The 24,079-nt window shown below is 37.8% G+C and carries 18 protein-coding genes; 14 read left to right on the forward strand and 4 right to left on the reverse strand.

From position 1 onward, the window contains the following. Positions 1 to 118: 118 nt before the first annotated feature. The 7 genes from AC27I2_RS14855 (at position 119) to AC27I2_RS14885 (ending at position 12,871) form a co-directional block, all read left to right on the forward strand. Entirely contained in the window at positions 119 to 4,960 is a 4,842-nt protein-coding gene (locus AC27I2_RS14855) for an NAD-glutamate dehydrogenase (RefSeq protein ID WP_487204717.1), read from the forward strand. A gap of 120 nt (positions 4,961 to 5,080) precedes the next feature. Further along, a complete protein-coding gene (gene pyrD, locus AC27I2_RS14860; RefSeq protein ID WP_058405549.1) occupies positions 5,081 to 6,091 on the forward strand; it encodes a quinone-dependent dihydroorotate dehydrogenase in 1,011 nt (336 codons plus the stop codon). 122 nt (positions 6,092 to 6,213) lie between these two features. Continuing rightward, positions 6,214 to 6,744, forward strand: coding sequence for a cell division protein ZapC (locus tag AC27I2_RS14865; RefSeq protein WP_487204718.1), 531 nt, complete (start codon positions 6,214 to 6,216; stop codon positions 6,742 to 6,744). 91 nt (positions 6,745 to 6,835) lie between these two features. After that, positions 6,836 to 8,953 (forward strand): bifunctional 23S rRNA (guanine(2069)-N(7))-methyltransferase RlmK/23S rRNA (guanine(2445)-N(2))-methyltransferase RlmL, encoded by a 2,118-nt coding sequence (gene rlmKL, locus AC27I2_RS14870; protein ID WP_219421957.1) that lies wholly within the window; start codon positions 6,836 to 6,838, stop codon positions 8,951 to 8,953. Beyond that, the gene (locus AC27I2_RS14875) at positions 8,946 to 9,185 is read left to right on the forward strand and encodes a glutaredoxin family protein (protein WP_138529202.1); all 240 of its coding nucleotides are present in this window, start codon (positions 8,946 to 8,948) and stop codon (positions 9,183 to 9,185) included. Before rlmKL ends, AC27I2_RS14875 begins: the two co-directional genes overlap by 8 nt. 15 nt (positions 9,186 to 9,200) lie before the next feature. Next, a complete protein-coding gene (uup, locus tag AC27I2_RS14880) occupies positions 9,201 to 11,114 on the forward strand; it encodes an ATP-binding cassette ATPase Uup (protein ID WP_487204719.1) in 1,914 nt (637 codons plus the stop codon). A gap of 11 nt (positions 11,115 to 11,125) precedes the next feature. Then, positions 11,126 to 12,871, forward strand: coding sequence for a DUF3466 family protein (locus AC27I2_RS14885; protein ID WP_487204720.1), 1,746 nt, complete (start codon positions 11,126 to 11,128; stop codon positions 12,869 to 12,871). Positions 12,872 to 12,937: 66 nt separating this feature from the next. Here AC27I2_RS14885 and AC27I2_RS14890 read toward each other — a convergent pair whose 3' ends face one another. Further along, positions 12,938 to 13,447 carry a DUF2062 domain-containing protein gene (locus AC27I2_RS14890; RefSeq protein WP_219421959.1) on the reverse strand — a complete coding sequence of 170 codons (510 nt, stop codon included), beginning with the start codon at positions 13,445 to 13,447 and terminating at the stop codon, positions 12,938 to 12,940. Here AC27I2_RS14890 and AC27I2_RS14895 point away from each other — a divergent pair. Genes AC27I2_RS14895 through tcdA form a run of 7 tightly spaced genes read left to right on the forward strand, consistent with a single transcriptional unit; the run spans position 13,427 to position 20,899 of the window. Continuing rightward, positions 13,427 to 15,694, forward strand: coding sequence for a DNA internalization-related competence protein ComEC/Rec2 (locus AC27I2_RS14895; RefSeq protein ID WP_487204721.1), 2,268 nt, complete (start codon positions 13,427 to 13,429; stop codon positions 15,692 to 15,694). The two genes, AC27I2_RS14890 and AC27I2_RS14895, sit on opposite strands and share 21 nt — an antisense overlap. A 60-nt stretch (positions 15,695 to 15,754) precedes the next feature. Further along, complete coding sequence (msbA, locus tag AC27I2_RS14900) at positions 15,755 to 17,500, forward strand: lipid A export permease/ATP-binding protein MsbA (protein ID WP_138529192.1); 1,746 nt, start codon at positions 15,755 to 15,757, stop codon at positions 17,498 to 17,500. Next, a complete protein-coding gene (gene lpxK, locus AC27I2_RS14905; protein WP_487204722.1) occupies positions 17,497 to 18,477 on the forward strand; it encodes a tetraacyldisaccharide 4'-kinase in 981 nt (326 codons plus the stop codon). The genes msbA and lpxK overlap by 4 nt, the downstream gene beginning before the upstream one ends. Next, positions 18,467 to 18,664, forward strand: a complete 198-nt coding sequence (locus tag AC27I2_RS14910) for a Trm112 family protein (RefSeq protein WP_138529188.1) — start codon at positions 18,467 to 18,469, stop codon at positions 18,662 to 18,664. Before lpxK ends, AC27I2_RS14910 begins: the two co-directional genes overlap by 11 nt. Continuing rightward, the gene (gene kdsB / locus AC27I2_RS14915; RefSeq protein WP_487204723.1) at positions 18,652 to 19,413 is read left to right on the forward strand and encodes a 3-deoxy-manno-octulosonate cytidylyltransferase; all 762 of its coding nucleotides are present in this window, start codon (positions 18,652 to 18,654) and stop codon (positions 19,411 to 19,413) included. The genes AC27I2_RS14910 and kdsB overlap by 13 nt, the downstream gene beginning before the upstream one ends. A gap of 7 nt (positions 19,414 to 19,420) precedes the next feature. Then, positions 19,421 to 20,089, forward strand: a complete 669-nt coding sequence (locus AC27I2_RS14920) for a TIGR01621 family pseudouridine synthase (RefSeq protein ID WP_487204724.1) — start codon at positions 19,421 to 19,423, stop codon at positions 20,087 to 20,089. Beyond that, the gene (gene tcdA, locus AC27I2_RS14925) at positions 20,090 to 20,899 is read left to right on the forward strand and encodes a tRNA cyclic N6-threonylcarbamoyladenosine(37) synthase TcdA (protein WP_487204725.1); all 810 of its coding nucleotides are present in this window, start codon (positions 20,090 to 20,092) and stop codon (positions 20,897 to 20,899) included. Here tcdA and AC27I2_RS14930 read toward each other — a convergent pair. From AC27I2_RS14930 to AC27I2_RS14940, 3 genes are all read right to left on the reverse strand, one after another. Beyond that, a complete protein-coding gene (locus tag AC27I2_RS14930; RefSeq protein ID WP_487204726.1) occupies positions 20,891 to 21,307 on the reverse strand; it encodes a SufE family protein in 417 nt (138 codons plus the stop codon). The two genes, tcdA and AC27I2_RS14930, sit on opposite strands and share 9 nt — an antisense overlap. 13 nt (positions 21,308 to 21,320) lie before the next feature. Then, the gene (locus AC27I2_RS14935) at positions 21,321 to 22,547 is read right to left on the reverse strand and encodes an aminotransferase class V-fold PLP-dependent enzyme (RefSeq protein WP_487204790.1); all 1,227 of its coding nucleotides are present in this window, start codon (positions 22,545 to 22,547) and stop codon (positions 21,321 to 21,323) included. A gap of 111 nt (positions 22,548 to 22,658) precedes the next feature. Then, positions 22,659 to 23,945 carry a citrate synthase gene (locus AC27I2_RS14940; protein ID WP_058405563.1) on the reverse strand — a complete coding sequence of 429 codons (1,287 nt, stop codon included), beginning with the start codon at positions 23,943 to 23,945 and terminating at the stop codon, positions 22,659 to 22,661. Between the last annotated feature and the right edge of the window lie 134 nt (positions 23,946 to 24,079).

The following is a 24,079-nucleotide window of genomic DNA, read 5'->3' on the forward strand; positions in this document are numbered from 1 at the left end:
GTTTTCATCGAAAAAGCTGTTTATTAGCTGTAAAAGGGTTAGAATTTATCTGACTCCACACTAATAAATGGCTGTACAAATTCCTGCTCTTGAGCAGTAATAGATTAAGGAACATACAATGACACGAAATGAAGGCCAAGCCTCGGTTATCCTAGATAATGTCTGTAAGCTTATCCAGAAAAAAGTTCACGCTGATAATGTGTTACTCGTTGAAAAATTCGCCAAAGCCTTGTACAGCAATATGTCTAAAGAGGATTTGGCAAATCGAAACGACAGTGACTTATACGGCGCTGCACTCAGCCTTTGGAATTCGCTAGAAAAAAACACTACCGACGACGCCGTTATTCGCGTTTTCAATCCAGAAGTGGCAAAGGATGGCTGGCAGTCATCACATACCATCGTAGAAATTATTGCTAAAGACATGCCGTTTTTGGTTGATTCTGTTCGGATGGCCATGACACGCGAAAATATCGCCTCTCACTTACTACTTCATAGCCCTCTTAAAATTCAACGCGACGAGAGCTCGAAGATTTCTGGTTTATCTAACTTAAAAGCAGAGCAAGAATCTACATCAACAAAAACAGTTTTTTTTATAGAAATTGACCGTCAAACAGATTCCTCTGCTATTGAGTCTTTTAAACAAGAACTCGAGTCTGTACTGGTTGATGTATCAGTTGCTGTAGAAGATTGGCAACCGATTCGCAAAAAGTTAATTGAGGTTAGTAAAGAACTACCAAAACGCCGCCACGGTAAAAACAAGAGCGAGGTAGCAGAAACTGTTGAGTTTTTAGATTGGCTAGTTAGCGACAATTTTACCCTCATGGGTTACCGACAATACGAGTTAAGTCCAGTACAAGGTGACTACCAGCTAAAAGGTAAAATGGATACAAGTCTGGGCTTGTTAAAAAATTCAACAGAAGAGCACACTCGATTATTGTCTGAGCTGCCAGAAGTAGCACGACAAGAAGCCCGCAGTAGTAATCTACTCATATTGACTAAAACAAATTCTCAGTCTCGCGTACATCGTCCAGCTTATATTGATTACGTGGGAATTAAACGTTTTGATGATGAAGGAAATGTAATTGGCGAAGATCGCTTTATAGGCCTGTTTTCATCTAATTTTTATAATAATAGCGCAGCCGACGTCCCTGTTTTAAAAAGTAAAATTACTCGCATAATGGACATGTGTGATTTTGCTAAAGGGACGCATGCCTATAAAGCTGTATTGAATATTCTCGAAACGTACCCTCGTGATGAATTAGTTCAAGCACGCGAGAATGAGTTACTTGAAGTTGCAACGGGTGTATTACAAGTACAAGAGCGAGATATGTGTCGCTTATTTGTGCGTAAAGATGCCTATGGCCGATTCTTTTCTTGCATGGTTTATGTTCCGCGTGAGCGATATAACACAGCTCTGCGCCGCGAAACTCAAGATATACTAGGCAATGCATTTAATTCCGACGAAAAAGTCGAATTTACAACTTATTTCTCTGAGTCAACACTAGCACGTACTCATTACACTGTTCGTGTGACCGACAACAATATCGAATATAACGTGAAAGACATCGAAAACAATTTAATCGAAGCAGCCCGTACTTGGGAAGACAAACTACAATCAGCGCTTCTAGAGTCTGCAGGCGAAGCGCGTGGTAATGACTTAAATCGCAAATACTGTAGTGCATTTGCGCGTTCTTACAAAGATGAAGTGTTACCGAGTGCGGCAGTAGTCGATATTGAAAAGCTAGAGCTATTGAGTGAAGAAAATAAACTTGAGATGCTTTTTTATCGCCCTCAAGAAGAGGCGAATACCAATATTGTGCGCTTGAGCTTATTCCATAAAGACGAGCCAATTCATTTGTCAGATGTAATGCCAATGTTAGAAAACTTTGGTTTACGTGTTATTGGTGAAACACCGTATTCAGTTAAAACAAGTGATGGCCGAATTAATTGGATCATGGATTTCTCTATGCTGATTGATAGCAAAGGAATGGATGATTTTGATAAGGTGTCTGCACGTTTTCGCGCAGCTTTAACTAATGTATGGAATAACCGTTTAGAAAATGATGGTTTTAACCGTTTAGTACTAATGGGCGGTTTAACGGGTCGTGAAGCATCTATATTGCGTGCTTACGCTAAATATATGCGCCAAATTGGTGTTACTTTCTCTCAAACATATATTGAAAGTACGTTTGCAAACTACCCTCATATTGCGTCGCAAATTGTTAACTTATTTGCGAAACGATTTTCTATTAAAAACCCTGCAAGTGCTAAAACGCTGGACAAGTTAATAGCGCAAATCTATCTTGAGCTGGAAAATGTAGCTAACCTTGATGATGACCGTATCATACGTTTGTACGTTGATATGATTGTGGCTACGCTTCGTACTAATTACTATCAAAAAGACGCTCAAAACCAATTTAAATCTTATGTGTCATTTAAAATTCAACCACGTTTAATACCTGACGTACCGTTACCGTTACCTGCTTTTGAAATATTTGTATATTCGCCTCGTGTTGAAGGTGTTCACTTACGCTTTGGTAAGGTTGCTCGTGGTGGCTTACGTTGGTCAGATCGTCGTGAAGACTTCCGAACTGAAGTATTAGGCTTAGTTAAAGCACAACAAGTTAAAAATACCGTAATTGTACCCGTTGGCTCTAAAGGCGGATTTGTTTGTAAACAGCTTCCATCAGAGCGTGAGGCTTTCATTAAAGAAGGCCAAGAGTGTTATAAAATCTTTATCAGAGGTTTATTAGACATCACTGATAATATTGCTCGTGGTGAAGTAGTCCCTGCAACCGACGTTGTTCGTCATGATGAAGATGATGCTTACTTGGTAGTTGCAGCCGATAAAGGAACGGCAACGTTTTCTGACATTGCTAACGGTATTGCGAATGAATACAACTTTTGGCTTGGTGATGCCTTTGCATCAGGTGGGTCAGTAGGTTACGACCATAAAAAAATGGGTATAACAGCAAAAGGTGCGTGGGAGTCTGTTAAACGTCATTTCCGTGAGATGGACATTGACTGTCAAACAACTGATTTTACAGTGGTTGCTATTGGCGATATGGCTGGAGATGTATTTGGTAATGGTATGTTGCTGTCTAAGCACATTCGCTTACAAGTTGCATTTAACCATATGCATATATTTGTTGATCCTAATCCAGACGCCGCTAAGTCGTATGTAGAGCGTGAACGCTTATTTAATATGCCTCGCTCTTCGTGGGAAGACTATAATAAAGATCTTATTTCTGCTGGCGGTGGTATTTTCTCTCGTGCAGCGAAATCGATTACCCTTAGCCCAGAAATGAAAAAAATGTTGGGTACTAAAAAAGCAAGCATGACGCCTAACGAGTTAATGAAAGCATCATTAATGATGGAGTTTGATTTACTCTGGAATGGCGGTATTGGTACATATATCAAGCACACAAAAGAGACAGATGCTGACGTAGGCGACCGTGCTAACGACGCGCTGCGTATAAACGGTAAAGAACTGGGTGCTAAAGTACTTGGTGAGGGTGGTAACTTAGGTGCTACGCAACTTGGACGCATAGAATTTGCTGAACAAGGTGGACGCGTTAATACTGACTTTATTGATAACGTTGGCGGTGTTGCTTGTTCAGATAATGAAGTAAATATTAAAATTCTTCTAAATGGTTTAGTTGCTGAAGGTGATTTAACACTTAAGCAGCGTGATGAGCTTTTATACTCTATGACTGATGAAGTATCAGAATTGGTATTAAAAGACTGCTATCGTCAAACGCACACGCTTTCGATTACTCAATCTCGTGGTACATCGACGCTTAAAGAGAAAATCCGCTTTATTCATGCCCTTGAGAAAGATGGCAAATTAGACCGTGCTATAGAGTTTATTCCGAGCGATGAAGAACTAGCAGAGCGAGCTGCATCAGGTAAAGACCTAACACGCCCTGAGCTTTCAGTGTTAGTTTCTTACGCTAAAATGGTGTTAAAAGATTCGCTTGTTACAGATGATATTACTGAGAATCCATATTATCGTCAGTTACTGGTTAAATCATTCCCACGTCCATTACGTGAGAAATTTAATGATGCAATGAACAATCACCCACTTCGTAAAGAAATTATAGCAACCAAGCTTGCTAATAATATTGTTAACGACATGGGCTTAAATTTCATGGTTCGCATGCATGAAGAAACAGGTGCAAGCGAAGCAGAAATTGCAATGTGTTACTCAATTGCCAGTGAAATTTTTGAAATGCGTGATACCTGGTCATCAATTAGCGCATTAGATAATAAAATACCTGCGGCAGTACAAACAGAAATGCTTTACCAACTCCGTAGAACTGTTCGTAGAGCAACACGCTGGTTCTTGCGTCATCGCAATAAATCGCAAACAATTGAACAAGGGATTGAGTACTTCTCACCAACATTTAGTGATTTGAGTGATAACTTGACCACATACATTGTTGAAAAGGAAAGTGCTCGCATAGATCAAGCTGCGGCTAAGTTAACTGACAGTGGCGTACCAGTAGATATTGCTAAGCGTATAGTGTCGTTATCTAGCTTGTTCTCGGTGATGGACTTAGCAGAAATTGCTAATAATTCACGTAGAGGCATTGCTATGGTGTCGAATACTTACTTCAAGCTTGGTGCAAGAATGGGCTTACATTGGTTCTTAGATCAAATAACCAACCAACCAGTAGCTAACCATTGGCAGGCGTTGGCACGTTCATCTTATCGAGAAGAGCTTGATTGGCAACAACGTACACTCGCACAGGTTGTATTAAACAGCTTTGAAGCAGATGAGAAAGACGTTGATTATCAAATTGATGAGTGGATGGATAAGCAAGAGTTACTACTTACTCGTTGGAAGCAAATGCTGGCTGAATTTAAAACATCACAAAGTCATGACTTTGCTAAGTTTTCTGTGGCATTGCGTGAATTAATGTTATTAAGTCACAATTGCGATACACCAGCCAAATAAACTAGTAAGTTAACTTATTATTTATTAACTAAGTAATAAGCTAATTATTAAAAATGTTATATAATACCTCAGCCTTGTCTGAGGTATTTTTTTGTCTGTTATTTAAAGAGGAATATATTCATGTTTTACGATTTAGCTCGCCGTTTTATGTTTACCCGTGATGCGGAGTGGGCACATGAATTTGCTCTTAACAACCTTAGTCGTTTCGCTAACACACCATTGAGCGCTGCATGGTCGCAATCTGTAGCAGACAAGCCGGTTAACTTTTTAGGTCTTGAATTCAAGAATCCGGTTGGATTAGCTGCAGGTTTAGATAAAAATGCAGACTGTATAGATGCATTTAGCCAAATGGGTTTTGGTTTTATTGAAGTGGGCACAGTTACACCTCGTCCGCAAGCAGGTAACGACAAGCCTCGTATATTTCGATTACCAGAATCAAACGCTATTATTAATCGTATGGGCTTTAATAATAAAGGCGTTGACAACCTTGTTGCTAACGTAAAAGCAGCAAAATACAACGGTATTTTAGGTATTAATATTGGTAAAAATAAAGATACGCCTAATGAGCAAGGTAAGGACGATTATATACACTGTATGAGAAAAGTTTTTGAGCATGCTTCTTATATTACCGTAAATATTTCTTCACCAAATACACCGGGCCTAAGAGATTTACAATACGGTGCAGCACTGGATGATTTATTGCAAAGCCTGAAAAATGAGCAACTAGATTTAATTTCAAAACATAATAAGCAGGTTCCAATGCTTGTTAAAATTGCGCCAGATCTTGATCCTATTCAAATAGAGCAGGTGAGTGAATCACTACTAAATAATAAAATAGACGGGGTAATTGCAACTAATACAACACTGGAACGGGGTGATGTTATTGGCCAACAGTATGCAGACGAGGCCGGTGGTTTATCTGGACACCCTGTAAGAATGCGTTCTACAGAAGTAGTGAGTGAATTAAAGCGATTAACAAAAGGCGAATTACCTATCATTGGCGTAGGGGGAATTGACGATGCTAAATCAGCTAAAGAGAAACTCAACGCGGGCGCTAGTTTAGTTCAGGTTTATACCGGTTTTATTTATAAAGGCCCTGAATTGGTAAAATCGATCGTTAATGGCTTATAAGGATCAGTTATCTAAGCTTTTGATCGTTAGATAAATGTTCTAAGCAATTATATATAAAATGGTCAAAAGCGGTTATACTTTGAACTTATACCATTTTTAATAAAGCCCACAAGGAGGAGCATATGTTACAAGCGTCAAAGCAATGGCAGTGGATTGCTTGTCCTAATAAAAATCGTTTATTACTTGATTTGAACGACGAAATGCAACTTTGCACACCTTACAAAATAAGGCAGTTAACAGATTTAGTTATCAAAAACCCAAATTTTAGTTTAGAAGATGCCGCTTTTTACGAACAAGTTTATAATTACTTAGATGAGTTTGAAATCTGGTCTAGTGTGCAAGTTTGTCAGATAGCGCTCAATGCCACCGCTGTAAAATTTCATTTAAAACCAGTGTTAGCTAAAAGCTGGTTTTTTAACGAATATACAGGCACTCAACCCAGTGTTGAAGCTGTCGTTAAATTAGTTTCTAAGGCGCAATCTGGGGACTTTCTAATCGTCGATCATTGCAGCGATGCGTCAGTTTGCTTAAACTTAAGCGAGAACTTTCAGCTAGACGAAAATTTATCTCTTGCTCAGTTTGAAGTTATAAAAATTTTAAACAACCGCGTTCATCCCATCTTAACCCAGCAGTTTAAATTTAAAACCGCCTAATCAAATTTACGTTATTAAGCATGCGTTATGGCGTGTTTGTCCCTCAACCTATGGTATAATCCTGCGCAATTAGCTATTAAGGGTTACTACTTTGCAATTTATCGCACTTACTTCTATCGGAATCGAAAATTTATTGGTTGATGAGTTAACAGAACTTGGCGCTGCTGTGTCTAAGCAAACTGTTGGTTCTGTTCGTTTTGAGGCTGACTCATTACTGGCGCAAAAGGTTTGTTTATCAAGCCGTTTTGCTACTCGTGTGCTTATGCTTATCGAAGAAAAAGAAGGCGTTAATGATAAAGATAGCTTGTATAAATTTGCTCGTTTTCAACCTTGGCAAGAATGGTTTGGCCCAACCCAAACATTCGCTGTAGATTTTAACGGTACTAATGATTCATTAAAAAATACACAGTTTTCAGGTTTAGTCATTAAAGACGCAATTGTTGACTATTTTAATGACTTGTACGAGCAGCGTCCTAATGTTGATAAACAGGATGCCAATGTTCGTGTTGTTGCGCGTTTAAATCGACACGGTGTTTCTCTTTACATTGATTATTCAGGACCAAGACTATCTGAACGTGGATATCGTCAAGGACAAGGTAAAGCGCCAATAAAAGAACATTTAGCGGCGGCAATTATTAAGCGCAGTGGATGGCTTGATAATGTAAAGCAACCTTTGTTTGACCCATGTTGTGGTGCGGGTACTATTTTAATAGAAGCTGCTGGTATGGCGCGTAATGAGGCGCCAGGGCTATTTCGTGAAGGGTTTGCTTTTGAGCGTTTACCTAGTTTTAGAGTGGCAAAATTCAACGCATTAAAAGAAGAGTTGTTCGAAAATATTACAGATCCAAAATTATGGTTAATAGGCCACGACTACGATGCTCAGGTACTAGGTAAAGCCATTGATAACGCAAAACGTGCAGAGCTTGATGACATAATTAAATTTAAACAAAGCGATGCGACAAAGTTAACCGCAGTGGCTAAATTACCTGGTGTAGTTATTTCAAATTTACCCTATGGCGAACGTATTGGCTCTATGGCTGAGTTAGTTAATTTACACCGCAACTTAGGTGTTGGCTTTAAAAAGCATTTTAATCATTGGAAACTGGCGTTATTGGGCATGGATGAAAGTTTATTTAAACTTTTAAAGCTGGTTAAATTAAAACGTTATAAATTTAAAAATGGTCCTTTAGATGTTGAGCTTAATTTATATCAACTAGATGATAAGCAAGTCAGTTTGACTACGGATGATAAAAAAGCCCTTAATTATGAAGGTTCAATGTCATTTGCTAATCGTCTGAAAAAAAATAAACAAGGCCTCAAAAATTGGTTAAAGCAAAATAAAGTAGATGCTTATCGTGTTTATGATGCTGATATTCCGGAATATAATGTAGCAGTTGACGTTTACAACGACAGTGCTGTAATTTTTGAGTATGCTGCACCGAAAGAAATAGATGAAAAAGTATCCGATAAACGCCTTCAAGACGTAATTAGCTTAACAGCGCAACAATTAAATATTGCACCTGAAAACATAGCTGTAAAAGTCCGTAAAAAGCAAAAAGGTGAAGAGCAGTACACACCTATGGCTAAGCAAAATAGAACCATGGTTGTTGAAGAGTTTGGTGCAAAGTTTAAAGTTAATTTATTTGACTACTTAGATACCGGGTTGTTTTTAGATCATCGTTTAGTGCGCCGTTACATCCAAGAAAATGCTAAAGACAAACGTTTTTTAAATTTATTTGCCTACACGGGTAGTGCATCAGTCCATGCAGCCCTTGGTGGTGCAAAGGCTATTACCACAGTCGATTTATCCAAAACCTATTTAAAATGGGGGCAAGATAACTTTGATTTAAATAATATCAGCAATACGCGTTACCGTTTTGAACAAGCAGACTGTCTTAAGTGGTTAGAACATGCGACTGCGCAATATGATTTAATCTTCCTTGATCCGCCTACATTCTCAAACTCAAAGCGAATGAAAGATGCGTTTGATGTGCAAAGCGATCACATCAAATTACTCACTTGGGTTAAAAAAATTCTTAGCCCGTCTGGCACATTGATTTTTTCTAACAATAAACGCGGTTTCGTTATGGATGAAGTTGGCTTGATTGGCTTGGGTTTAAAAGCCGTTAATATTTCTGACAAAACACTGTCACCAGACTTTAAGCGTAATAAAAAAATTCATAACAGCTGGTTAATTACCCATGGCTAAATGGACGTTATACCATACGGAAGGTTGCCATTTATGTGAACAAGCTCATTCGTTAATAACACCGTTATTAACGAGTGAAAAAAGTTTACTTTTAACAGACATAATGACTGACAAGCAACTTATTGCGCAGTACCAGGTAAGTATTCCTGTTTTAGAAAATGAACATGGCCAACAACTTTTTTGGCCTTTTACTGCAGAACAAGTGCAAATCTTTTTAGCACTGGCAGATTAAGAGCATAGTAGAATTATGGATTTAATAAGAATTTCAAAAGCCCAACTCGCCTTTGGTACACATGCGTTACTTAATAACGCAGAGGCTGTTATTGAAAGTGGCGAGCGAGTATGTATTGTTGGTCGAAACGGCGCAGGTAAGTCGACACTGTTAAAAGTGTTAGACGGCCAAGTAATTTTAGATGATGGCGAAATAAACCAGTTAGGTGGTTTAAAAATATCTCGTCTTGAACAAGACCCGCCAAAAGGGGCCAGCGGTACTGTATTTGATTACGTTGCGCAAGGTATGCCAGATATAGCTAATTTACTTATTGATTATCATCATGTTAGTAATGAGCTTCAAACTGAATGTACTGATCAATTATTAAATAAACTTGAGCGTTTATCGAATAAATTAGAAGCTGCGGATGGCTGGCGCTTTGATAGCCGCATTCAACTCGTTTTAACAAAGCTTGAGCTCACACCCGATGCAAAACTTGAATCGCTGTCAGGTGGGTGGTTACGTAAAGTTGCACTGGCACGTGCATTAGTTAGTGAGCCAGACTTGTTGCTATTAGACGAACCAACAAACCACTTAGATATGACAAGTGTGATGTGGTTAGAGCAGTTTTTAAAAGACTTTAAAGGTGGGATTGTATTTATATCTCACGATCGTGCGTTTATTCGTGCAATTGCTACGCGTATTTTAGATTTAGATCGCGGCAAACTTATTTCATACCCAGGTGACTACGCCACTTATCTAGAACAAAAAGCGCATGATTTAAAGGTAGAGGAAAGCCAAAACGCATTATTTGATAAACGATTAGCTGAAGAAGAAGCGTGGATCCGTCAGGGCGTAAAAGCCCGAAGAACTCGTAATGAAGGTCGTGTACGTGAATTAAAACAATTACGTAATGAGCGCAAGCAACGGGTTGATCAAGTTGGTAAAACAGATTTTAATATTGAGACTGCAGACCGCTCAGGAAAGTTAGTTTTTGAAGCGAAACATTTATCTCATGCTTTTAAAGAAAAAACTATTGTAAGCGATTTTTCTACCTTAGTAATGCGTGGCGATCGTATTGGATTAGTTGGACCTAATGGTGTAGGTAAAACGACACTATTAAAACTTATGTTTGGTGATTTAGCACCTGACAGCGGGGAAACTAAGCAGGGTGTTAACTTAGAGTTTGCTTACTTTGACCAATACCGTGAAAAATTAGACGAAGAAGCAACGGTTCAAGACAATGTTGCCGAAGGAAAACAAGAAGTGATGATGGGCGGCCGCTCTCGTCATGTATTAGGTTATTTACAAGACTTTTTGTTTCCACCTGCACGAGCGAGAACACCAGTTAAAGCTTTATCGGGCGGCGAGAAAAATCGATTATTACTTGCTAAGCTTTTTTTAAAACCATCGAATATTCTGGTGTTGGATGAGCCAACAAATGATTTAGACATTGAAACACTTGAGCTGTTAGAAGACATTATCAATCAATATCAAGGCACCGTAATTATTGTAAGCCATGACCGTGAATTTATTGATAATACGTGTTCTAGTGTGTGGGCGTTTGAAGGAAACGGCAAAGTAACAGATATAGTCGGTGGTTATAGTGACTATGAAGCCTATGTAAGTTATTTAGCAGAACAAGAAAAACAAACGGTTAAACCAAGTGTAAAAAAAGTAGAAAAGCAACCGACCCCAGTTGCAAAGCCAGCCGCTAAAACGAATAAGCTATCTTACAAATTAAAACTTGAATTAGAACAGTTGCCGAATAAAATGGAGCAACTTGAAGCTGACGTAGAAGCTCAACAAAACGTGGTAGGCGATCCTGACTTTTTTAAACAAGACAGTGACATAACAACCAAAGCATTGAACCATTTAGCACAACTTGAGTCTGACCTTGAAGCCGCTTTTGAGCGATGGGAAGAACTTGAAGAATTACAGAATCAGTAGTAAGGACTAAAATGAAATATAAATTACTCGCTGCCAGTATCTTAGCAACATTGAGTACATCAGCTATTAGTGCAACATACCAATTAAGTGAATTAGGGACTCCTGATAATGCGAAGTTTTCTTATGTTACTGATGCAAGTGAGAGTGGACACATAATTGGTTTAACAAACGGATTATATAATTTACCAATTGATATTAGCTATATAGATTTTACTGATAACCTTATAGAAAATGCATATGATAATGAAGTTTCAATTTTTGAACTGAGTGATAAGGTAATAACTTTTACACTTGATGATATTGAAAATAATAATGCAGCTTCCACTAATCCTGATGCACACAATTTTATGGTTAGGTTTTTGTCTGGTTTATCGACTAATTTTGAATATCAAAAACTAAATTCGTTTACCGGTATTAGATTTAGTGAAAATGGAGTAGTTGAACAGCCTCTTTTTGATATTGCCTCAGTAGACTATGATGGTTTAACACGCTCTACCTTTAATGTTTACAATGCAGTGAGTGAAGACGGTGTTTCAGTCGGATGGGGCAGTGCGCCTTATGATAAAGTCTCTTTTACGCCCGATGGTGAAGACGATGCTGAAATTTGGTTTACCCATGATTTTATAGAACGAGGCATTGTAATAGGTGCTAATGGTACAGAAGTGCCTCTTGTACCTGAGTTCAATGAATACGGCGGTACAAGCCGAGCCAATGATATTGTCAAAACTAATAATGGGTATATTGTTGTAGGTAATATATCAACGGATATTAATTTCGATAGATTAGAAGATATTGATGAGAACTGCGATGGCGAAGATGAACCTGTTTCTTCTTGTATTAACCTATTAAATAGTAATTTTCTTGGTGGGATTTTTAACAAGCGAGCAGTGAAATGGCAGTTGGACGCCTCCCTTAATATTACTTCTGTAGAAGAACTTGGTTTAGCTTTAACTCCTGATGAAGATGAAATAGAAGAGGACACATTTACCAGTACGGCTTTTTCAGTAAATGCGAATGGTACTGCAGTAGGCTCTTCACATACACGTTATAAAAATAATGATAATATATTCGTTACAATGCCTGTGTACTTCAAAGATGGAGAGGTTGTTACCTTTATTGAGCAAGAAAATGACTCTAGTCAAACTGGAATTTCTTCAGCAATAAATGATGATAATATCATTGCTGGTTATGCAACTCGAATAGTTGAAAACACTCGGATAAGAAAATTCTTTTATCATGATATCGCCACAGGCAACACGGTTTACCCTACAAACTTCTTTTTAGCTGCAAACTCGACTGCTAACGATATAAATAATCAAGGTTACATTGTGGGTGAGAGCGAGTTAGGTGGATCGGACAGTTCACGCGACAAAGCTGCATTTATTTATAAAATTGGTGAAGACAAAATAACCAATTTAAATGATCTTTTACCTTGTTATGAAACAGACGGTGAGACTGATTATCCATATACGGTCGTAGAAGCGAATGTTATTAATGAGAATAACGAAGTTTTTGGTGTTGCAACCAAAACCGTAGAAAAGCGTGATACACTCGGCGGAATAGTTACCGATGTAAATGGCAATATAGAATTTGAAAGTGTAGCTGTTGCAGTTAAATTAACACCACTTGAGAATGGTTCAATTGAAAATTGTGCACCGCCAGAAGCTGAAGTTTATGAAAGAAGTTCAGCGAGTATGTCTTGGTTAGCGTTCTTGTTATTACCATTAGTTGGTTTTAGACGCATATTTCGTTTTTAACTAAATTTTTTAACAAAAAACCCAGCTAGTCAGCTGGGTTTTTTTTCGTCTATAATAAAGTGAATACTAATGTTTATTACGAGCTGCTCTTGCATTAACAATAGAGCGACGCCATAAAATATCAATTCCAAAATAACCGATAATTGATGCTATGGAGGCGCATACAAGCGAGCCTACAAGGAATGCAGGGCCAATAGTTTCGATACTTTGCTCGAACCAAGCCCAGTTAAGTTCAAAGGCAAAGTGTTGCTCTGGCTGATTTAAAACAAGCGTACCTACGAGATAAGAGCCATAAAAAATAGGTGGCATAGTCAGCGGATTAGTGAGCCAAACAAGTGTTGCTGAGATAGGTAAGTTGACTCTAAACACAATAGCGGTTGCTGCGGCTAAAACCATTTGAAAAGGAACAGGGATGAACGCAAAAAATAAACCAACTGCAAAGGCCCCACGTGCAGAGCGCCGGTTTAAGTGCCAAAGGTTTGCGTCTTGCAAAAGTTTACCAAAAATTTTTAACGATTTGTGATGTCTAATTTTATTCGGATCGGGTAAAAATCTTTGGATAGTTTTCTTAGCCATTTAAAGCAACCATTTACATCAGTGTGGATCAGTCTTGGTTTGGTAATTGGCTGTATTTCAACCGTGTTTTATTACGAAACGCTCGAGTTTTCTATTATTACAATTTCTATTGTAATAATAGGTGCTTATTTTAAGCCGTTTTTGTCCGTATTGTTAGGCTTTATTTTAGGTATTTGCCTAGTTGTAGTTCATTATTTTATGTTTTATGACTTTAACCACATAATAAAACATGATAAATACGCGTATCCAGTCGAAGTTGTCATTCAAGAAGTAGTTTCAAGCAAGGCTCCACAATACATCAAAGCGAAATTAGTTAAAATTAATGGCCAATACTACTCTGATTTCACCGCACCAAGCGCGATGCTAAGTGTTAATGTAGAACAACCACTGCGTACCAATGATAAGTTTGAAGCGAGTGTTAATCTAAAAAATTTTAGAAGTACGAAAAACTTTAATGTATTTGATAATGAATTGTATGCATTCAAGCAGCGAGTATTTTTTAAAGGTAAAGTCCTTAATAAAGAGTTAAAAATTAAAAGCACTTTAGTGCAAAGCACCGTTGAAAACTACAGAAGCTTTATTAAAGTCACATATGAAAATACAACACTAAAATGGCTTTATTATGCGTTATTAACAGGAGATAAGTCGTTGATGACGCCGAGTGATAAGCAGCTTATGCAATCACTTGGTTTAAGCCATTTACTTGCCATTTCCGGTTTACATATTGGGTTGATATTTGGTTTTGGTTTTTTTATTACAAAGTTTGTATTCATACAAGTTAAATTTGTAAACAATCAAACGCTTAATTTCTCAATTGTATATAGCGTGGTAGGTTTTGTACTAGCGTTTGTTTATGTATATTTAAGCAATTTTTTGGTTTCTGCAACAAGAGCCCTAATTATGCTTGGCTGTTATTTGCTATTGTACAATTTGCAAAGACAGCCGATGAGATGGCGCAGTATTTTATTCGCGCTTGTTATTGTACTTGTAGTTAATCCGTTTAATGTGTTGAATCCTGGATTATATTTTTCATTTTTTGCAGTCGCGGTTATATTTTTAGTTATAAAAAAACTACCTACCTTTAACAATATATTTTTAAAAATGGTTTTTGCTCTAATTGCTATTCAGGCCACACTATTCATTAGTTTACTGCCTTTGTCTTTATATTTCTTTAATGGGGTTAGCATTGCTGGTTTAGTCATAAATTTAGTCGCTATTCCATTTCTTTCATTTATTTTAATGCCCTGTTTAATCTTATTAACGGCTATCAGTGCTGTGTTTGATATTAGTATCGCTATTATTTTTATCGATAGTGGTTTAGCGTTTATTTTCGCCTGTTTAAATAAACTACCGCCAGGTTTTGGTTGGCTAAACCTTGGCTTTATGGGGGGAGGTGTCATTATTTATGTTTATCTTACTCTTGCACTATTTTATTTTGCACCATACAAACGGCTCATTTTTTTACCTTTAACTATACTTTATATCGACTCTTTACTGACTGATAAGCCTAAATGGAAATTACATGTGTTTGATGTAGGTCATGGCCTTATGGTGCTTATTGAAAAAGATAAAAAGGGGTTTATTTATGATTTTGGGCCAAGTTACTTTAATCGTTTTAGTCGGGCTAAGAGTATTTTGTTGCCTTTTATTGAAGCAAACAACATAACAATTATTCATTCGGTCGTTAGTCATCTTGATAACGACCATTCAGGCGGTTTGATGCATTTTATCGATGCTGGGTTAAAGTTTTCATTTAATGAATTTCACCCTGATGGACCTAAAAAGAGCTGCATACAAAATGAGTTAAACATGGTGGGGCTTAAAATTAAAAGCTTTCCAACAGAGCTATTTGGTAATGAAAATGATGAATCTTGCGTGATTAAAGTTTCAGATGAGGAGCATAGCGTTCTACTAACGGGCGATATTTCAAAAAATAGAGAATCTCAGCTTGTAAACCTCAGTGATGCTTTAAAGAGCACCGTTTTACTGAGTCCACATCATGGAAGTAATACGTCATCAAGTAATGAATTTATTAATACAGTTATGCCACAGGTCGTTATTCACTCTAGTGCTTATAAAGGACAGTGGCAATTTCCCAAAGCTGAAGTTGTTGAACGTTATAATAAAATTGATGCCTTGCAATATAGCACCGGTGTTCAAGGGCAAATCACGATAGAATTCTATAAAGGTGATACGTCTGTTATTTCAGCAAGAACTCAGCAAAGCTACTGGTTTATAAAAGATTGACGTTTTGTTTTAGTTCAAGCAAGGATACAATAGGGGCTGTAATTGTAAAAAGAGAGTGTTATGGATCAAAGTACTACACAAATTTACAAGCGTTTAATTTCCTACGTTGGAGCCTTTAAAAGTGTAGCCGTTGTTGCTGTTGTCGGCATGATTGGATATTCAGGTATGGATGCACTATTTATTCAATTAATGAAACCATTTATCGATGAAGGTTTAAATCAACGTAATACCGAAGTATTAAAGTATGCCCCTTTTGTGGTTATTGCTTTGGTTATTGGTCGTGGTATTTTCAATTTTATGTCGTCTTATTGCCTCAGTTACGTTGGCTCGCAAGTTGTTCGTTCTTTACGCCAGGAATTATTCGACCATATTTTACATCTCCCCGTATCTTTTCATGATAAGAACTCAACGGGTGATTTAATCTCTAAAATCACGTTTGATACAGAGCAAGTCCAACAAGCGATTACTAAAGCATTATTAATAGTAGTGCGTGAGGGGGCGTTTGTTATATTTTTACTTGCACTTATGTTTTATACCAGTTGGCAGCTATCACTTATATTTTTAGTTATTATTCCTTTAGTTGCCTTAATTGTTGCCATTGTATCTAAGCGATTTCGTCATATTTCTAAAAACATTCAATCTGCTATGGGTCAAGTTACAAGAAGCTCAGAGCAAATGTTAAGCGGCCACAAAGTGATTCATGGTTTTGGTGGGCAAGAACAAGAAGTGAGTAAGTTTTCTAAAATTAATAATCATAATCGCCAGCAGCGTATAAAAATGGATGCTACTAAAGCGCTGAGCGTTTCAATTATTCAAATACTTGCAGCGAGCGCTATGGCAGTTATTTTGTGGGTGGTATCAATGCCTTCAATGATAGATACAATCAGCTCAGGCGACTTTGTTGTGCTTATTTCATCTATGATGATGTTACTTCGCCCGCTAAAACAATTAGCTAATGTTAATAGTGATATGCAGCGTGGTATTTCTGCAGCACAGAGCATATTTTTAATTCTTGACGAAAACATAGAAAAAGACACAGGCACGGTATCAGTTAAGAAGGCCAAAGGTTTAATTGAGGTTAAAAATGTGACCTTTAAATATCCAACAAAAGACGAGCCTGTGTTAAATGACTTAACACTTACAATTGAGGCTGGCCAGAGCATTGCGTTAGTTGGGCGGTCGGGCTCCGGTAAATCAACAATTTCAAATTTATTGCCTCGTTACTATGATTTAGATCTACCTAGTGAAATTCTCTTAGATGGAGTTCCTCTTAGTGATTATAAACTTACGGATTTGCGCCGCCAATTTGCTCTAGTATCGCAACAGGTTGTTTTGTTTAACGATACTATTGCTAACAATATATGTTACGGAATACAGCGAGAAATTTCAGAGACTGAGTTACAAAAAGTGGCTAAGCAAGCTCACGTGTGGGAGTTTGTAAAAGATTTACCTGAAAAGCTAAATACAATGGTAGGAGAAAATGGGGTGATGCTTTCTGGTGGTCAACGTCAGCGTATTGCTATAGCCAGAGCTATTTTAAAAGATGCCCCTATTTTAATATTAGATGAGGCAACATCTGCATTGGATACAGAATCAGAAAAACTGATTCAACATGCGCTTGATGACTTAATGAAGGATAAAACATCCATCGTAATTGCACATCGGCTATCTACAATTGAAAACAGCGATAAAATTTACGTTATTGATAATGGCCGCGTTATTGAAAGTGGTGACCACACGAGCCTACTCTCAAACAATGGAACCTATTCAGCACTATGTAAAATGCAGTTTGGCGATCACTCGTGAATACCATTGAAAAAAGCTGGTATAAACCGGTTGGGCTAATAACATTACTATTGTTGCCATTGTCAGTTTTATTTTGGCTAATTTCGATTACAAGAAAGTGGTTGTACAGTGTGGGAATACTTAGGCAATTTAAAAGCAAAATACCCATAATCGTAGTCGGTAATATAAGTGTAGGTGGAAATGGTAAAACACCGTTTGTGTTATGGCTTTATGACTTTTTAACAAAGCAAGGGTTATCAGTTGGAGTGATCAGCCGTGGTTATGGTGGAAAAGCAGGTAGTTACCCTTTAATTGTTACTAATAACACGTCAGCATCTGAGGCGGGTGATGAGCCTAAACTTTTGTTTCATCGTCTTAAATGCCCAATTGCGATAGGCCCAAATCGGCAACACAATATTGAGTTACTGGTACGTGAATATAATTTAGATATCATTATTTCAGATGATGGCATGCAGCATTATAAAATGGCACGGACTATTGAATGCTGTATTGTAGATAGTGAACGGCAATTTGGAAATGGGTTATTAATGCCTGCTGGACCATTACGAGAAACCCCACAACGTTTAAAATCGGTGGATTTGGTTGTTGAAAATGGTGGACAAAGTAATAACAACTATACATTACAACCTGCAGCGCTCAAATCAGTTAAAAACTCCATCCCTGTTGTTGAATCGATTACAAAAGGCCATGCAGTTAGTGCTATAGGAAACCCTAAACGTTTCGAAAATACCCTAATAAAACAGGGCATAACACTATTGTCTTCAAATCATTTTAGAGATCACTATGCGTATACAGCTGAGGATTTCAAACAATTTGGCAATGACAATGTTCTAATGACCGAAAAAGACGCAGTTAAATGCGGCGAGTTCGCCAAAGATAACTGGTATTATTTACCAGTAGATGCAAAGCCAACACAGGCTGTAATAAACAAATTAACTTTAATATTAAAAGAAAAAGGGATCCTAAATGGCCTTTGATACTAAATTACTCGAAATAATTGCTTGCCCAGTATGTAAGGGAAAATTACGTTTTGACAAAGATAACAATGAACTAATTAGTACTGCTGCAAAATTAGCATACCCTGTTAAAGATGATATTCCGGTATTACTAGAAAATGAAGCAAGAGAGTTATCTTTAGATGAGGTTGAAAAGTGGAATTCGTAGTTGTAATACCTGCGCGTTATGCTTCAACTAGGTTACCAGGTAAACCATTGGCGGATATTTGTGGCAAGCCAATGATTCAGCATGTTTATGATAAAGCATGTTTATCAGGTGCAAGCCAAGTAATAATAGCAACCGATCATCAAAAAGTGTTTGATGCAGTAAGTACGTTTACTAACGACGTAGTAATGACACGTGAAGATCATCAATCCGGCACTGAACGCTTAGCTGAAGTGGTTGCTTTATTAAATTTAGATAGCAACACCATAGTTGTGAATGTTCAAGGTGATGAGCCACTTTTAGCACCAGATAACGTTTTACAAGTAGCTAAGTTACTTGATGAATCATCAGCACCTATGGCAACGTTAAGTGTCGCTATTGAGGATAAAGACGAAGTATTTAATCCTAATACTGTCAAAGTTGTAAGTGATATAAACAAAAACGCGTTGTATTTTTCGCGTGCCAGTATTCCGTTTGATCGAAATGCTATGCTAGACGAAAAAACTGAATTAGAACTTTCCTCATTTCAGCGCCACGTTGGCATTTACGCATACAGAGCGGGTTTTATTAATCAATATATTGCACTTAGTGTTTCACCTTTGGAGTTATTAGAGTCATTAGAACAGCTGCGTGTTTTGTACCATGGTTATACTATTAAAATAGAGCAAGCTAAAATAGCCCCTCACGCAGGCGTTGATACCGCCGAAGATTTAGCTAAGGTAATCGCCTTTTTACAAAGCAAAAACGTGTGATCTTTGAATGAGCTTAATATTAAACGTGGTATGTAAACATGCTGATTTTTATATTATAGAAAAACCTGCAGAACTTAGCTTTCATTCAGAAGATGGGCCTGGCTTTGTTGTTTTAGCAGAGCGGCAAGTTAACGAAAAACTTTACGCAGTGCATAGATTAGATAAAGTAACGTCGGGTCTAATTATTTTAGCTAGAAATAAAGACGCTGCTGCAGATTTAACAGCGCTTTTTACACAGCATGCTATCGATAAATTTTATCTTGCTATCACAGATTCAAAACCTAAAAAAAAGCAAGGGTGGGTTAAAGGAGACATGGTAAAGTCTCGTCGTGGCACTTATAAACTTTTGGTATCAAAATTAAATCCTGCGATTACTCGTTTTTATTCTATTAGTTTTAAACCAGGTTTTAGGGCGTTTATTTTAAAGCCTTTTTCCGGTAAAACGCACCAATTAAGGGTCGCTTTAAAAAGTATTGGAGCACCAATATTGGGTGATATTGCTTATACGGGGACGCAGTCAAACAGAACTTATTTGCATGCTTATGCATTGAGCTTTAATTGGAAGGGTGAACATTTACAATATATGCAATTACCAAGCAACGATGATGAGTTTATGGCTTTAGTACAACATGAAAATTTTCAAGCATGGCGCTCGCCATGGCAACTGGATTGGTAAATGAGTGAAAAAATAACTGACATCCGCTTTGGCGGTATTAAACGTTTATATGGCCATCAGCAATTTAATTGGCTGCAAGAAGCACATTTTTGTATTGTTGGCATTGGTGGTGTTGGCAGTTGGGCTGCTGAAGCACTAGCCCGTACTGGCGTAGGAAAAATAACACTTATAGATCTTGATGACATATGTGCAACAAACGTAAACCGTCAAATTCATGCTTTATCAGGTACAATTGGCCAAGCTAAAGTAGATGCGATGAAAGCTCGTTGCGAATTAATTAATCCTGATTGCGACGTTAATGTAATAGATGACTTTATTACAATCGACAATATTAAAGAACATATTAAAGGTTTTGATTATATTATTGATTGTATCGATGCCGTAAAAGAAAAAGCAGCGTTAATTGCACATTGTAAACGAAATAAGTTATCAATCATCACAACGGGTGGAGCAGGTGGGCAAACAGACCCTGGTCAAATTACATTTGGTGATGTAGCTAAAACAACGCAAGACCCTTTACTTGCAAAGGTACGCTACATACTACGTAAGCAGTATAACTTTAGTAATAATCCCAAACGAAAGTTTAATATAGATTGTGTGTATTCAACAGAGCAATTAGTTTATCCTGCTGTAGATGGCACAGTATGTAGTGCTAAACAGGGGGCTGATGGCTCGATGAATATGGATTGCAATAATGGATTCGGTTCTGTAACTATGATTACAGGCAGTTTTGGTTTTTTTGTAGCGGCCAAAGCTGTTCGTAAATTCTTAGATAAACGTGGCAGAGAGATAAAAACAATTTTAGATTAATTTTTGCTTTGCCATGGTTTGAATTTTTTCAACCATGGCTTTAATACCATTACCACGAGAAGGACTTAAGTGGCTTATTAATCCAAGTTTTTCGAATTCATTGTAAGCATTAACTTGTAAAACCTGTTCTGGCGTTAGTCCGTTATAAAGCGCTAGGATAAGTGCAAGTAACCCCTTAACTATTCGTGTGTCAGAATCACCTGCAACAACTAGAACGTTTTCTGTGAGGTCAAATTCTACATACATCCATACTTTACTTTCACAACCCGGTACTAAAGCATCATCAATCTTAAGCGCTGTAGGTAAGCTAGGTAATGTTTTGCCAAGTAGCATGATTTCACGGTACTTTTGCTGCCATACATATGCGTTTCTTATCGACTCACTCACCTTGTTAAATGTATTTGTCATTAGTTATCCCAAATTAGTCTAATATTGCAATGCACGCTTGAAGTGCATCTATAAACTTATCTACATCACTGTAATTATTGTAAAATGCAAAGCTTGCTCTGACACTGCCGTTAATTCCTAAGTGTGCCATTAATGGTTGAGTACAATGATGGCCAGCCCTTACCGCAACGCCATAACCGTCAAGTAATGTTGCCACATCGAACGGATGTTCGTCTTTATAGTTAAAACAAAGCGTACCAATATTATTTTTTACAGAGCTGTATAAATAAATGCCATCTATTTTAGCTAATCTTGAGTGCGCATAATTAAATACTGCTTGTTCATGTTCAAATATTTCAGCATGACGAAATTGGCTTAAGTAGCTAAGAGCTGCACCAAAAGCGGTGATCCCAGCTATATTGGGGGTACCAGACTCAAATTTAGCAGGAGCATCTCTATAGACGCTTTCATACAGGGTGACGGTTTGAATCATTTCTCCGCCTGTCTGATAAGGTGTTAAGGCGTTTAAGAGCTCATAGCGCCCGTATAAACCACCAACACCTGTTGGGCCAATCATTTTGTGAGCTGAAAAAACATAAAAGTCACAATCTAGAATTTTTAAGTTTGGTTTCAGATGCATGGCGCTTTGTGCACCATCAACAACCACAATAGCACCAAGTGATTTTGCACACTCAATAATAGCGGGCAAATCAGTAATATTGCCTAAAGCATTAGATGCATGAGAAATTGCAACTATTGCAGGCTTTTGCTTTTTGATAAATTTTAAACAGAGCTCAGTATCAAATGTTCCATCTTTGTTAAGTGGCATTGCAGCTAACTTTGCACCGGTTTGCTGGGCAAGCACCTGCCAAGGTACAAGGTTAGCATGGTGCTCAATGGGGGTAATTATAATTGTATCGTTTGCCGTGACTTGCTTACGCAATCCATTTGCGACAAGATTAATTGCCTCGGTGGCGCCTTTAGTCCATACAATTTCGCTACTGTTAACACCAAAATAAGTGGCTGTTTGTGCTCTTACATTTTCGTATTGAATTGTCGCATTTTCACTCAGGGTATGGCGCCCCCGATGAACATTTGCATTTTCATCAGTGTAAAACTTAGCAGTAGTGTCTATCACACATTGCGGTTTTTGTGTTGTTGCACCAGAATCTAAATAAACGAGCGGGCAGGCGTTAATACTTTGATTTAATGTGGGGAAATCTTGTCGCACACGCGTTATGTCAAACTTTAATTCTGGCATGGTAATATCAACGTTATCATTGTTGGCGAGGATTGTAGCCACTTTGAATTTAAACTCAAGTAGCCAAAAACAAAAAAGGCCGCAAAAGCGGCCTTTTATAGCTAAATAGTATTAGCGTTTGTCAGTAGATACGTAGTCACGGGCAGTGTAACCAGTATACATTTGACGTGGACGGCTGATCTTATGACCAGGCTGAGAAAGCATTTCATCCCAGTGAGTGATCCAACCAACAGTACGAGCCATTGCAAAAATTACAGTGAACATACTTGTCGGAATACCAATCGCTTTTAAGATAATACCAGAGTAGAAGTCTACGTTAGGGTATAGTTTCTTCTCAACAAAGTACGGGTCTTCTAAAGCAATTTGCTCAAGCTTCATAGCGATATCTAGAAGTGGATCTTGAATGTTTAACTCTTCTAAAACTTCATGACACGTTTGACGCATTACTGTAGCGCGTGGGTCAAAGTTTTTGTAAACACGGTGTCCAAAGCCCATTAGGCGGAACGGGTCTGACTTATCTTTTGCTTTAGCAACGTACTCGTCAATACGATCTACTGAACCAATTTCTTCTAACATGTTTAAACATGCTTCGTTTGCGCCGCCGTGAGCAGGGCCCCACAAAGATGCGATACCTGCCGCAATACATGCATAAGGATTAGCACCTGAAGAACCAGCAAGGCGAACTGTAGACGTCGAAGCATTCTGTTCGTGGTCAGCGTGAAGCATGAATATTTTATCCATGGCTTTAGCAGTAATTGGATTTACTTTGTACTCTTCAGCTGGAACAGAGAACATCATGTGTAAGAAGTTTTCTGCATAGCTTAAATCGTTACGTGGATATACAAAAGGTTGGCCAATATTTGTTTTATAAGCCATTGCTGCAATTGTTGGTAATTTAGCAACTAATCTAACAGCACTTGTTTTGCGTTGTTCAGCATCAGTGATATCTAGATCTTCATGGTAAAAAGAAGAAAGAGCACCAACAACACCACAAAGCATAGCCATCGGGTGTGCGTCAAAACGGAAGCCTTGGAAGAAGTTGGCAATTTTTTGATCGAGCATAGTACTGCGAGTGATTTTCTCAGCAAATGCATCGTATTGCTCTTTTGATGGTAATTCACCATTGAGCAATAAATAGCAAAGTTCGATGTAATCTGACTCTTCAGCTAGTTGCTCAATTGGGTAACCACGGTGAAGTAAAACACCTTTACCACCATCAATATAGGTGATTGCAGATTCACAAGAACCAGTCGACATGAAGCCTGGGTCATAAGTAAAGTGGCCGTGTGAACCTAACGTACGTACGTCGATTACATCTTGGCCAGCAGTGCCTTGATAAATTGGAAGTTCGATTGGATCAAGTCCATCAATATGAACTGTGGCTTTTTTATCTGCCATCGCTATGTATCTCCTATTAAGATATCTATTCTGATTTTTAGATTTTTAAAGTTCTGAAATCTGTTTTAAGCACATCTACGCATTTTAACGTGAAAGAGGGGGTTAAAGTCAATTTTTATAAACATTATGCACAT

The organism is Pseudoalteromonas sp. NH0006-46, from assembly GCF_057547735.1.